Annotated in this window: 9 protein-coding genes and 4 tRNA genes; 1 reads left to right on the top strand and 12 read right to left on the bottom strand. The window is 44.9% G+C overall.

Features of this window, described 5'->3' with window-relative positions:
- Positions 1-639 precede the first annotated feature (639 nt).
- The 8 genes from GVV58_RS11795 to secA form a co-directional block, all read right to left on the bottom strand.
- Positions 640-716: transfer RNA gene (locus tag GVV58_RS11795), tRNA-Pro, on the bottom strand.
- 17 nt (positions 717-733) lie between these two features.
- Positions 734-809, bottom strand: a tRNA-His gene (locus tag GVV58_RS11800).
- Between the two features lie 33 nt (positions 810-842).
- Positions 843-919, bottom strand: a tRNA-Arg gene (locus tag GVV58_RS11805).
- Between the two features lie 34 nt (positions 920-953).
- Positions 954-1,030 (bottom strand) — tRNA-Pro (locus GVV58_RS11810).
- A 151-nt stretch (positions 1,031-1,181) separates the two neighbouring features.
- Positions 1,182-2,249, bottom strand: coding sequence for a quinolinate synthase NadA (nadA, locus tag GVV58_RS11815; RefSeq protein ID WP_159516630.1), 1,068 nt, complete (start codon positions 2,247-2,249; stop codon positions 1,182-1,184).
- Positions 2,250-2,401: 152 nt separating this feature from the next.
- A complete protein-coding gene (argJ, locus tag GVV58_RS11820; RefSeq protein WP_159516631.1) occupies positions 2,402-3,622 on the bottom strand; it encodes a bifunctional glutamate N-acetyltransferase/amino-acid acetyltransferase ArgJ in 1,221 nt (406 codons plus the stop codon).
- A gap of 158 nt (positions 3,623-3,780) precedes the next feature.
- A complete protein-coding gene (locus tag GVV58_RS11825) occupies positions 3,781-4,134 on the bottom strand; it encodes a hypothetical protein (RefSeq protein ID WP_005098054.1) in 354 nt (117 codons plus the stop codon).
- Between the two features lie 137 nt (positions 4,135-4,271).
- A complete protein-coding gene (gene secA / locus GVV58_RS11830; RefSeq protein WP_005098055.1) occupies positions 4,272-6,998 on the bottom strand; it encodes a preprotein translocase subunit SecA in 2,727 nt (908 codons plus the stop codon).
- Between the two features lie 332 nt (positions 6,999-7,330).
- Between secA and GVV58_RS11835 the strand changes: the two genes are divergently transcribed.
- A complete protein-coding gene (locus GVV58_RS11835; RefSeq protein ID WP_005098056.1) occupies positions 7,331-7,966 on the top strand; it encodes a peroxiredoxin in 636 nt (211 codons plus the stop codon).
- 473 nt (positions 7,967-8,439) lie between these two features.
- Here GVV58_RS11835 and GVV58_RS11840 read toward each other — a convergent pair whose 3' ends face one another.
- The 4 genes from GVV58_RS11840 to trpA are packed head-to-tail and all read right to left on the bottom strand — an operon-like array spanning position 8,440 to position 12,458.
- On the bottom strand, positions 8,440-9,483 hold the full coding sequence (locus GVV58_RS11840; RefSeq protein WP_005098058.1) for an SPOR domain-containing protein: 1,044 nt from the start codon (positions 9,481-9,483) through the stop codon (positions 8,440-8,442).
- Positions 9,480-10,763 carry a bifunctional tetrahydrofolate synthase/dihydrofolate synthase gene (folC, locus tag GVV58_RS11845; protein WP_159516632.1) on the bottom strand — a complete coding sequence of 428 codons (1,284 nt, stop codon included), beginning with the start codon at positions 10,761-10,763 and terminating at the stop codon, positions 9,480-9,482. Before folC ends, GVV58_RS11840 begins: the two co-directional genes overlap by 4 nt.
- Positions 10,760-11,656, bottom strand: coding sequence for an acetyl-CoA carboxylase, carboxyltransferase subunit beta (accD, locus tag GVV58_RS11850; protein ID WP_034608357.1), 897 nt, complete (start codon positions 11,654-11,656; stop codon positions 10,760-10,762). The genes folC and accD overlap by 4 nt, the downstream gene beginning before the upstream one ends.
- Position 11,657: 1 nt before the next feature.
- Positions 11,658-12,458 carry a tryptophan synthase subunit alpha gene (gene trpA, locus GVV58_RS11855; protein ID WP_005098062.1) on the bottom strand — a complete coding sequence of 267 codons (801 nt, stop codon included), beginning with the start codon at positions 12,456-12,458 and terminating at the stop codon, positions 11,658-11,660.
- Between the last annotated feature and the right edge of the window lie 312 nt (positions 12,459-12,770).

A 12,770-nucleotide genomic window follows, 5' to 3' on the forward strand; every position in this document is an offset into this window, starting at 1 on the left:
CTTAACACTTCGTGCTAAGTTACTGTTTTATCAGAAGTTTTAATCTTCATCACTGCCGATGGATGTGCATTCTACAGCATTTCACACTCAACACAACCCTTATTTTTAAATAATTCAGCAAAAACCCAACGACTGTTTATTTATTCTACAAAAAATGCAGGTTTTTCTATTTTTTGATCATAAAACATACACTCCAAGGAGGTTTATAGTGTTTATTTACTTATAAAAGCTATTTCTGGTGGATTTCAGATTTATATTTTAATTTATCTTTTCTTTAGCAAGAAAAATATAGATATCAAGACTGATAAATTATTTATATTTCCCTTTTATATAAATGCTGAGGAACTCATACACTTCACCAAAATAAAATAATACGAAAATGAGAATGCCTCAATATTCCTCCACCCTTAAACGCATCATAATCCTTCTTCAGCAAAAGACATAAAATAAAAAACCCATCTCACCTGCATAAGCTATATTGAGTGAAAAATAAATTGATATAGAGATACAAGTGATTACATAAACAATTATCAAAAAGGCGACTATAAATAATATTGTGTATTTTTTATACTTATTAAATTTTAGGCATAAAAAAACCGCTTAACGCGGTATCTTTTATCTCGACCATCTTTAAGGAGATGGTCGGAGCAGTAGGATTCGAACCTACGACCCCCTGGTCCCAAACCAGGTGCACTACCAGGCTGTGCTATGCTCCGATTTCAACTTTAAAAGTTGGGGTGAATGACGGGATTCGAACCCGCGACAACTGGAATCACAATCCAGGGCTCTACCAACTGAGCTACATCCACCATCATTTTGATTCTTAACATCAAGCGACCAAATGGCGCGCCTGACAGGATTCGAACCTGTGACCATCCGCTTAGAAGGCGGATGCTCTATCCAACTGAGCTACAAGCGCGTTACTGATGCAAACATCATTTGCCTTGAAGAATTGGTCGGAGCAGTAGGATTCGAACCTACGACCCCCTGGTCCCAAACCAGGTGCACTACCAGGCTGTGCTATGCTCCGATTCATCTCAGCTTTCGTATCGAACATCGTTCGGTACGGTGTGCATTCTAGGCGTGACGCCCGGAGACGTCAACACCTATCTTAAAAAAAAACCTAAAAAACGCGCCAAGCGTTTATTTATCAAGCGCTTCAGACATTTTTTATACAAATTTTAACGTTTTAGTCCGGCACTAAAATTCAACATGCGATCTAGAGGCAGTTTTGCGCGTTCAGCCAGTACAGGATCGACATGTACTTCCTGATCCTTATGCTGTAATACATGCAAAATACCATCCAGCTCATTCATTGCCATCCACGGACAATGCGCACAAGAACGACAGGTTGCCCCTTCCCCCGCAGTTGGTGCCTCAATCAGGATTTTATCGGGAACTGCTTGCTGCATTTTATAGAAGATACCACGATCCGTAGCCACAATTAAACGCTGATGTGGCAAAGTCTGTGCGGCTTTAATCAGTTGCGAGGTACTGCCTACTGCATCGGCAATCTCGACTACAGACATGGGGGATTCCGGATGTACCAACACCGCAGCATCGGGATAGAGTGCTTTCATATTGACAATACCGCGTGAACGGAATTCTTCATGCACGATACAGGCACCATCCCAGAGCAACATTTCTGCACCGGTTTTGCTTTGGATATATCGGCCCAAGTGCTGATCCGGCGCCCAGATAATTTTTTCACCGAGACTATCCAGATGTTCAATAATTTCCACTGCACAGCTAGAAGTCACCACCCAATCGGCACGCGCTTTCACCGCTGCGGAAGTATTGGCATACACCACCACGGTATGATCGGGGTGCGCATCGCAAAAAGCTGTAAATTCATCAACCGGACAACCAAGATCCAGTGAACAGGTTGCTTCCAGGGTTGGCATCAGCACGGTTTTATCTGGAGATAAAATTTTTGAGGTTTCACCCATAAATTTCACTCCTGCCACCACCAACGTAGAGGCTGGATGATCGCGACCAAAACGTGCCATTTCCAGAGAATCCGAAACACAACCACCGGTCAACTCAGCCAGTTCTTGCACTTCAGGATCGCAATAATAATGCGCCACCAAAACGGCATCCTGTTTTTCCAGCTCAGCCTTGATTTGTGCAAATTTGTCTAATTTTTCCTGCTGGCTCATTTGATGTTCTTGAGGAACGCCTAAACGATCTAAATGCGCCTGCACAATCGACTTTGCTTCATTGGCTATTAATTTGGTCGCACTATTCATAACAACTCTTACTCTACCCTAATTATCCGTTATGACACGGACATTTACCCTACACCCTAATCACAATTGGCAAAATGCCATTTTTGACCAGTCATTAAAAATCATAAGATATAAAAAAAGCCCCACAACGGAGGCTTTAGAAACGATCTGAATTATGAACGATAATCTGCATTAATCTTGACGTAATCATAAGACAGGTCACAGGTATAGACCGTGTCTTTCGCTGTACCACGTCCAAGATCAACACGAATCGTCATTTCAGCTTGGGCCATCACACCTACACCAGCTGCTTCAGTATAGTCTGCCGCCGCACCACCATCTTTACAGATTTGTACATCATCTAACCAAACCTGAATTTTTGCAACGTCTAAATTCGGCACACCAGCATAACCAATCGCTGCCAGAATACGCCCCCAGTTTGGATCAGAAGCAAAAATCGCAGTTTTAACCAATGGCGAATGTGCAATGCTATAAGCCACATCACAGCATTCCTGAATATTAGCACCACCTTCTACCGCAACTGTAATAAATTTGGTGGCACCTTCACCATCACGCACAATCAGTTGCGCCAAGCGTTTCATGGTACGCATTAACACATCAAGCACGACTGCATAACGTGGATCTTCAGTCGAAGTAATTTCAGCCCCCCCGCCTTGACCTGTGGCAATCAAGATGCAGGAATCATTGGTTGAAGTATCACCATCGATGGTAATGCGGTTAAACGACACATTTACTGTTTCTGTTAATAACTGCTGAACCAGTTCACGGCTGATTGGAGCATCGGTTGCCACATAACCCAGCATAGTCGCCATATTTGGACGAATCATGCCGGCACCCTTGGAAATACCGGTCATGGTATAGGTGGCACCATCCAGCTCGAACTGCTCTGAAGCGCCTTTCGGTGTAGTATCTGTGGTCATGATTCCCGTTGCAGCATCGACCCAGGCATCATCACGCAATGAGTCTAGCGCAGGTTGTAAACCGCTGAGCAAACGCTCCATTGGCAATTGCTCGCCAATGACACCCGTAGAGAATGGTAAAACTTCAGCAGCCTGTATCCCTGCCAGTTCAGCCAGCTTGGCACAGGTGGCTTCTGCATTTGCCATGCCTGTAGGACCAGTTCCTGCATTGGCATTACCGGTATTGATCACTAGGTAACGCGGATTCCCTACCTGTAAATGCGCTTTAGATACATGCACCGGGGCTGCGCAGAAGGCATTTTGAGTAAATACCCCTGCAACATTGGAGCCTGCAGCCAGTTCAAATATCACCAGGTCACGTCGGTTCTGATAGCGCACATAGGCTTCAGCCGAACCAATTTTAACCCCTTTTACCACATGCATCTGTGGCATAGATACGTCACCAACTGCCATTTTAAAGTCCAATATTGAAGTTTCGGAAAAATACAGCTTAGTTGATCTGCAACAAAAAATCGAGCCAAAGCCTGAGTCAGCTTGAGATTTATGATGGATTTTCACAATAAAAAACCAGTCATCAAGACTGGTTTCTGCATTTTAAAAAATCGGAGATTTTAATTTTTCGCAAGTTGCCCTGCTTCATTTAATAAAGCCTGCTTCGCTTGCTGCTGACTCGCGGCAGAAAGTGCCGGATTAGATGCCACAATACGATCTGCATTGGCCGCATTGGCCGGTGCAATCGCAGCGGTCTGCAACACAATCGGGCGATTCTGATTGGCAAAGGTATAACGAATCCCGGTACGCGGGCTGGCCACGGTCACTTGTTCATCTGTACGTTGTACTTGAGCTGTAGTAGAACCCACTGCTTGCTGAACTTTATCAAGTGTCGTGGTGGCTGCAGTTTCTGCAAAACTTAAAGCAGGCATGGCCAAAGCGGCAATCATGAGCGTTTTTAATACTTTTTTCATTCAGGTTATTCCACTTTTCGGTGTTGAATGAGCCATTAAATACCATTTAATCCGCAGGACTGCAAATAGTATTCAGTTTCTGAAAAATCTTTATACATAAAAAATCAGAGCCATGTGGCTCTGATTTTCAATATCGCTTAGATTCTGCCATGACACTGTTTATATTTCAGGCCTGAACCACATGGACAAGGTGCATTACGGCTTGCCGGCGCTTCAAAGACTGGCGCTACCGGATTTGCCTCAGCATTTTGTTCAGTCGTATTTTCATGTTCATCTGCCAGTAAACCGTCGAACTCATCATGAGATAACTGCAAACGCATTGCCTCAGCCTGTGCCAGCTGCTGCGCTTCCATTTCAGCCAGCTCTTCAGGTGTTGGAACATGAATACGCGATAAATCTGTAACGACATCCGATTTGATGACACCCAGCATATTCACAAACAGGTTATAGGCTTCTTTTTTATATTCCTGCTCTGGATTTTTCTGTGCATAGCCACGTAAATGGATGCCCTGACGCAAGTAATCCATCGCTGCCAGATGTTCTTTCCAGTGACGATCCAGAGAATTCAGCATAAAGTGACGTTCAAGCGATGCTGCAGATTCCGCACCCATTTGTTCACGACGTGAACGGTAACGATTCAGTACTTCATCGCTAATACGCACCACCAATGCCTCTTCATCGAGACGACGGTCCTGTTCCAGCCATTGTGCGATAGGAAGATCCAGTGACATGTCTTCACGCAAGGCCAATTCCAGACCTTCAATATCCCACTGGTCATGAATCGACTCAGGCGGAATATAATTGGCAATTACACCCTGCATCACTTCACGGATCATTTCTTCAATATAATCTTGCAGCGAATTTTCTGCCAGAATGTCATCACGCTGACTATAAATAATCTTACGCTGTTCGTTATTCACGTCATCGTATTTCAGCAAGTTCTTACGAATATCGAAGTTACGTGCTTCGACTTTACGCTGTGCATTCTCAATCGAGCGAGACACCATTTTGTGTTCAATCGCTTCATCTTCCTGCAAGCCCATGGCACGCATCATACCCACCACACGGTCACCGGCGAAAATACGCATCAAGTCATCTTCAAGCGACAGGTAGAAACGCGATACACCCGGATCCCCCTGACGGCCTGCACGACCACGCAACTGGTTATCGATACGGCGTGATTCATGACGTTCAGAACCGATAATATGCAAGCCACCCGAATCCAGAACAGATTGATGATTAACATCCCATTCCGCTTTCAGACGCGCTTCGTCATCGCTTGTCGGATTTTCAATTTTGGCCAGCAATGCTTTCCAGTTACCACCCAGCAGAATATCGGTACCACGCCCCGCCATGTTGGTGGCAATGGTTACGGCACGCGGCGCACCAGCTTGCGCAATAATATCCGCTTCACGTTCGTGCTGTTTGGCATTCAGTACTTCGTGGGTAATGCCCGCAGCTTTCAGCTTATCGGATAGAATCTCAGATGCTTCGATGGTTGCCGTACCAATCAAGATTGGCGCAACACCGGCTTCATGCACACGCTGAATTTCTTGAATAATCGCGTTATATTTGCCTTCACGATTTAAATAGATTAAATCGTTCTGGTCATCACGGATCATTGGACGATGGGTCGGAATCAGCACCACATCCAGACCATAAATTTCTTTCATTTCCGCGGCTTCAGTATCAGCGGTACCGGTCATACCCGATAATTTTTTATACAGACGGAAATAGTTCTGGAAGGTTGTGGTTGCCAGGGTCTGGTTCTCTGGTTGAATTTCCAGACCTTCTTTGGCTTCTACCGCCTGATGCAAACCTTCAGACCAGCGACGGCCCGGCATGGTACGACCGGTATTTTCATCGACGATAATCACTTCACCATCATTGATGATGTATTGCACGTTACGTTGATATAAATAATGGGCACGAATTGCCGCAGTCACATGATGCAACAGATTCAGGTTCGACGCTGAATACAAGCTCTCGCCTTCTGCCAACAAGCCCATTTCAATCAGTTCACTTTCAATGGTTTCAAAACCCACTTCAGTAATTTCAACTGAACGCTGTTTTTCATCAATCCAGAAGTGACCGCCATCCGGCACTTTCTCTTCTTTCTGTGCCTGTAATTTTGGTGGAATATTATTAATGGCTGCATAAAGCTGTGAAGAATCTTCACTTTGACCGGAAATAATCAGCGGAGTACGTGCTTCATCAATCAGGATCGAATCGACCTCATCAATAATCGCATAGGTTAAACCACGCTGCTTTTTCTCAGCCAGCGAGAACACCATGTTGTCACGCAGGTAATCAAAGCCAAATTCGTTATTGGTACCGTAGGTAATATCGGCACGATAAGCTTCCGCTTTTTCCATCGGATTTTGCATGGAATAAATAATCCCGATGCTTAAACCCAAAAATTCAAATAATGGACGGTTGAGCTCGGCATCACGTTGTGCCAGGTAATCGTTCACGGTAATGACATGCACACCCTGACCGCTGATGGCATTCAGGTAACAGGCCAAGGTACCCATCAGGGTTTTACCCTCACCGGTACGCATCTCTGCAATTTTACCTTCGTGCAAGGTAATACCACCGATCAGCTGCACGTCATAATGACGCATGCCCATGACCCGCTTGGCGGCTTCACGACAGACTGCAAATGCTTCAGGCAATAATTTATCGAGGTTTTCACCCTTATTATATCGTTGTTTGAATTCTTCAGTTTTTGCAGATAAGTCTGCATCGCTAAGGGTAGATATCGTCGGCTCGAGCACATTAATCTTGTCTACGATTTTACGCATGCGTTTGAGTTCGCGCTCATTTTTGGTACCGAAGATTCCTCCGATCAGACTTGCCAACATGAATAGACTCTCTAAATCTTGCTTGTCAAATGAATATGTTCTTAGTCGTTATTATGGTGCTAGAAATTTGAACTACAAGGGTTTTGCTATAAAACCGCTGAAAAAAATCTGATCCTGAGTTCTAGCCCCGAGATCTAAGGCAAAGTAATGTAGCAAACTTTAGCTGTGCAATATAGTCAATTAGACGACTGATTTGTTTGATTCTAGATAGATAAAACAAATGACTTATGTAATTTATTCATAAAGAAAGCTAAAAACACTATTTTTAATCATAAAAAAATTAGTTCATATTAAATCTCATCTCTACATTAAAAGACCAATTGAGGCAAAAGATGAGTTTACGTCTAGGCGACACCGCACCGAATTTTGAACAGCAATCCAGTAAAGGCCTGATTAATTTTTATGATTTTCTGGGCGATAGCTGGGGCATTTTATTTTCACATCCGGCGGACTATACGCCGGTATGTACCACTGAACTTGGCTATACCGCAAAGCTGAAGGATGAATTTGAAAAACGTGGTGTCAAAGCCATTGCCTTATCGGTTGATGATGTTGAATCACATAAGGGCTGGATTAAAGACATCAATGAAACCCAGAATACCACGGTCAATTTCCCAATCATTGCCGATCAGGATCGTAAAGTGTCTGAACTATATGACTTTATTCACCCGAATGCCAGTGAAACGCTCACAGTTCGCTCTTTGGTGGTCATCGATCCAAACAAAAAAGTCCGTTTGATTATTACCTATCCGGCATCGACGGGTCGTAATTTCCATGAAATCTTGCGTGTGGTGGATTCATTGCAACTCACCGACAGCCATAAAGTCGCAACACCGGCCAATTGGCAGCATGGCGATGATGTGGTGATTGTGCCTTCCCTAAAAGATGAGACTGAAATTGCACAACGTTTTCCTAAAGGGTATACCGCGGTCACGCCTTACCTGCGCTTAACGCCACATCCTGAGTGAGGATCAGCAAGGCACTGCTTCGCTCTGAGGAATATATTCCGCAAGAAGACGAGAAGCTACGCTTCGAGTGACACAAATTAAAAGGACTCCTTTTTAATTTTGCGCAAGACAAGCGAAGTGCGTAGCACGGGATAAAACGGAGCACTGCTCTGTCCTGAGGACATATATTCCGCAAGAAGACAAGAAGCTAGGCTGTGACTGTAAGAATAAACGAAGCACTGCTCTGTTCATAAAGAATATGTATAAGTACATCCACTCTTAACGTTGATGTATCTATATAAAAAGCAGCAAGATTAAAACTGAATTTCTAACCCGAATGACGTGCCGAGTTCGAAGTTCATCACCAGCCTATCTTTAGATAGGCTTTTTTAATCCTGAGAGCTTTGTCACCTTTTTAATTTTTGCTCCCCAATAAAAATGGATCCAGGCATAACCTGAATCCATTTTAAACCAAAGTACAGTAATACGCTGTCTTAGTTACGCTTATCTAAAGGCACCCAGTCAATCACCCAGGCAGATTTCATATTCAGACTGTCATCTGCAGCGATTTTTTTACGCGAAGCATCAGCAGTTTCCCGATCCTTTGATGGACCGACCATGATACGAATCCCTTTAGAGGTTGGACTCTTGGTCACTTTATAACCCTTGGCACGCAGTTTTGCCGCAACCGCATCTGCATTGGCTTCATTGGCTGCCAGTGCGACCTGCACCATCCACTGCTTGTCACTTTCACCTTCCAGCAATTTACGTGCCTGCTCAGCTTCTGCTTTCTTTTTGGCGTCTTCTGCTGCCTTTTTCTTGGCTTCTTCAGCCTTACGTTTGTCTTCGGCTTTACGTTTTTCTTCGGCGGCTTTACGTTCAGCTTCTTTCTTCTCGGCTGCCTTACGCTCTTCCTCAGCCTTACGTTTTGCCTCAGCCGTCTTACGTTCTGCTTCGGCTTTTTGCTGTTGCTCCAATTTACGTTTTTCTTCAGCCGCTTTGCTTTCAGCGGCTTTACGCTCCGCTTCTTTCTTGGCCGCTTCAGTTGAACTGTTGGCTTTTTGCTGCTCAAGCTTCTGCAGGGCTAGCTTTTTGTCTTGTGCAGCCTTTTCTTCAGCCAAGCGTTTCTGTTTGGCCTGTTCGTCTTCGACCAGTTCTGGTGGAATATTATCCGAGCTTTGCTGTCCCATACGATGCGCATTAAGTGCAGCATATTCTTCAGCCGCTTTACGCGCCGCATCTGCTTCTGCCTGCTGCTGCATCGCTAAAAATTCAGCCGCACGAGCCTCCTGCTCTGCCACAGATTTTTCCCGATCACGGCGTTGCTGTTCAAGTAAACGCTTTTCTGTTTCCACATCGACCGTCAAGGAACCCAGCGAATGATTCACTGCATCCTTAGTTTCCACTTCCGCAACCTGTGCCGGTTTCTGCTGACGATCCTGCTTGATTTCATCTTGACCTTTCAGGAGTAATGCTGCCAATAAAACACCACCACCGAGTAAAACAACACCGCCCATCCAGCGCTGTTTGTTATTCATTGACATTCTTCCAAATACTCCCATACCGCTTCTAAGGTATGAAATGATCCACATACCAAAATCAGCTGATTATTATCTGTTTGATCCAGTGCTGATTTAAAAGCTAATTTCACATTGTCAAATTGTTCTACCGCCTCACCGCCTAGAGCCTCAGCTAAAATTGTGAGCTCTGCCGCACGTGGGACGGATAATGGTGCAATTTTCCACAATTGAACCGTGTCTTTCAATAACTTGGTGACAGAATTTATATCTTTATCTGCCAACATTGAAAACACACAAACGATATTTTTATAGTTTTGATTGTAATTTAAATAGTTTCGCAACTGTTTCAGCAGAAACTCGACCCCATGCGGGTTATGTCCGGCATCAAAAATCACGGTTTTATTCTGGATTTGACAGACTTCAAAACGTCCCGGCAACTTTGCCGTTTGAATCCCTTGTGCCATCACATCCTGACTGACCGTTAAACCGCTCAGCAAAATTGCAGCCACAGCGGTAGAAATATTATCTAGCGCCAGTGAACCTGTTGGAAGTTTTAAGGTCGTACCCGAAGAGGCAAAGGCCCAAGACTGGCCATCTGCACATGCTTCATAGAAATAATCACGATTCACCGCATATAGGGGCGCGTTGCATTGCTGAGTTTTAGCTAAAATGGCTTGTGGAATCTGTTGCTGTCCACCAAATACCACCGGAATATTCGGCCGGATAATTCCGGCTTTTTCAAAGGCAATTTTCTCGATGCTATCACCGAGCCAATCGGTATGATCCAGACCAATATTGGTAATCACTGCTACATCCGGATTAACCACATTAACCACATCCAGACGACCGCCCAGACCGACTTCCAGCACCCAGACATCACATAACTGATCTTTAAAAATCACAAAAGCGGCCAAAGTGGTCGCTTCAAAGAAAGACAGGCTCAAATCACATTCGCGACGAGCCTGATCCACCTGAACAAAAGCATCCACCAACAACTGATCTTCAACTTCAATGCCGCGCAATTTTACCCGCTCATTGAAACGATACACGTGTGGAGATTGATACAGTCCGACCTTGAAGCCTTGTGCATTCAAAATCGCAGCCAGTGTGGTGGTGGTTGAACCCTTACCATTGGTTCCAGCCACCGTCAGCACTTTGGCCGCCGGATGTGTCACACCGAGCTTTTCAGCCACCGGAATAACCCGTTCCAGACCTAAATCAATACCCGTAACGTGAACATGGCTCCAATAATCGAGCCATGTACTTAAAGAATCTGTTGCTAGCGGTGCTGTGTTCAATGCAGGTTCATCAATTTCGTAACAATACGGTAAACTGTATCACGTAATGCGTGACGGTGAACAATCTGATCGATTACCCCATGATCAAGCAAATATTCCGCGCGCTGGAACGGTTCTTCCAGTTTTTCACGGACAGTTTGTTCGATCACTCGTTTACCGGCAAAGCCAATCATCGCCTTCGGTTCAGCCAGATGTACATCACCCAGCATCGCCAGTGATGCAGTGACACCACCGTATACCGGATGCGTCAATACCACCACATAAGGCAGGCCTGCTTCTTTTAAACGCTGGATAGCAGCCGAAGTACGTGCCATTTGCATCAAGGACAACATGCCTTCCTGCATACGTGCACCGCCTGAAGCAGCAAAGCAGATCAAGGGCTGACGGGCTTCAATCGCACGCTCTGCCGCCTGAACAAAACGGTCACCGACCACTGTTCCCATAGAGCCGCCCATGAAATCGAATTCAAATGCACAGGCAATCATTGGGACGTCTTTGAGCAGACCCTGAATCACGACCAACGCTTCGGTTTCGCCGGTTTTCTTTTGTGCTTCTGCCATACGCTCTGGATAAGCTTTACTATCGACAAACTTTAACGGATCTTTAGCCTTAAACTCCTGACCCAGTTCAGTCTGTACCTGGTCAAAGAACCAGTTCAGGCGATCACGGGCTTTCATGCGTAAATGCTCATCACACTGCGGACAAACATAGGCATTGAATGACATCGCGGTACGGGTCACCAAAGCATGACATTCAGGACACTCGACCGTAGGCTCGGTAAATGTCGCTTTGTAGATCGTTTGCTCATCGGGTACATGAATGCCTGGAACAATGCGTTCCGTCCATGGGGTCGATGGGCTCAGAATTTTGCCTGATTTCACGGGTTGACTCATACTATAACTCATCGAGCGCTGCTCGAAGCTCCTTGACTTTATTCACCGTCGCAATAACGGCTTGTTCTGGTGCAAGCGTTGCAAACTGCTTTACAAACGCACTTCCCACAATAACTGCATCGGCAGCAACACCCATCGCTTTCGCAGATGCAGCATCGCTGATACCGAAACCTACGCCTACAGGAACATCAGTCACAGCTTTAATCTTTTGAATGCGGGCAGCGGCTTCAGAGACATCTAAAGTTGCTGCACCGGTCACGCCTTTCAAGGATACATAGTAGATAAAGCCAGTGGCCTGTTTCGCTACGTGTTGAATACGTGCATCGGTTGAAGTGGGTGCCAGCAGGAAAATCTGATCCATGTCATATTTTTCCAGTACTTCACCCAGACTTTGTGCTTCCTCTGGCGGTAAGTCCACCAGCAGCACGCCATCTACTCCACATTCGTAAGCATAAGCCACAAACTTTTCATAGCCAATCACTTCGACCGGATTCAGATAACCCATCAGCACCACAGGTGTTTCGCGATCTTTCAAGCGAAATTCTTTCACCATGTGCAGTGCGTCCAAAGTATTGGTTCCGCCTGCCAGCGCACGTTCAGCCGCTAAAGCAATTACGGGACCATCTGCCATCGGGTCGGAGAAAGGAAGACCCAGCTCAATCACATCGACACCCGCCTCTACCATTGCATGGAGCAAAGGTACAGTGACCTCTGGATGCGGATCACCAGCCATCACATAAGAAACTAAAGCTTTACGCTGTTGAGATTTAAGTTGTTCAAATCGTGTGGCTAAACGTGACATAGGGCTGAGCTTTCCTTAACGTGTTTCAAACTTGAGGCATTGACTATGTAAAAATACAAGACGTCGCATTGTAACGCTATTTTTTGTCCAATGAACAGTCTGCGATACCGACCTCGAGTATTTCATTTCCTGTACGAAGATTTCAAAACAATTCGGAAGGGTCTATTTACGATTATTTTGATTTTTTTCACAATGATCAAAGATGCCTAATTTTGCTATTAGCTAAAATCCTGAATATTTAGATAAACTTATTTTTATCATGCAAAAATTAATAAAAATGCAGATGTTAGCGCATTCATTTAAAGTTTTCTG

Source organism: Acinetobacter sp. 18QD2AZ41W, from assembly GCF_009829025.1.
GTDB classification, from domain to species: domain Bacteria; phylum Pseudomonadota; class Gammaproteobacteria; order Pseudomonadales; family Moraxellaceae; genus Acinetobacter; species Acinetobacter pseudolwoffii.

Coding starts and splice junctions, on each gene's coding strand:
- accD (WP_034608357.1), bottom strand. CDS start 11,656: ATGAGTCAACCCGTGAAATCAGGCAAAATTCTGAGCCCATCGACCCCA.
- secA (WP_005098055.1), bottom strand. CDS start 6,998: ATGTTGGCAAGTCTGATCGGAGGAATCTTCGGTACCAAAAATGAGCGC.
- GVV58_RS11825 (WP_005098054.1), bottom strand. CDS start 4,134: ATGAAAAAAGTATTAAAAACGCTCATGATTGCCGCTTTGGCCATGCCT.
- argJ (WP_159516631.1), bottom strand. CDS start 3,622: ATGGCAGTTGGTGACGTATCTATGCCACAGATGCATGTGGTAAAAGGG.
- trpA (WP_005098062.1), bottom strand. CDS start 12,458: ATGTCACGTTTAGCCACACGATTTGAACAACTTAAATCTCAACAGCGT.
- GVV58_RS11840 (WP_005098058.1), bottom strand. CDS start 9,483: ATGAATAACAAACAGCGCTGGATGGGCGGTGTTGTTTTACTCGGTGGT.
- nadA (WP_159516630.1), bottom strand. CDS start 2,249: ATGAATAGTGCGACCAAATTAATAGCCAATGAAGCAAAGTCGATTGTG.
- GVV58_RS11835 (WP_005098056.1), top strand. CDS start 7,331: ATGAGTTTACGTCTAGGCGACACCGCACCGAATTTTGAACAGCAATCC.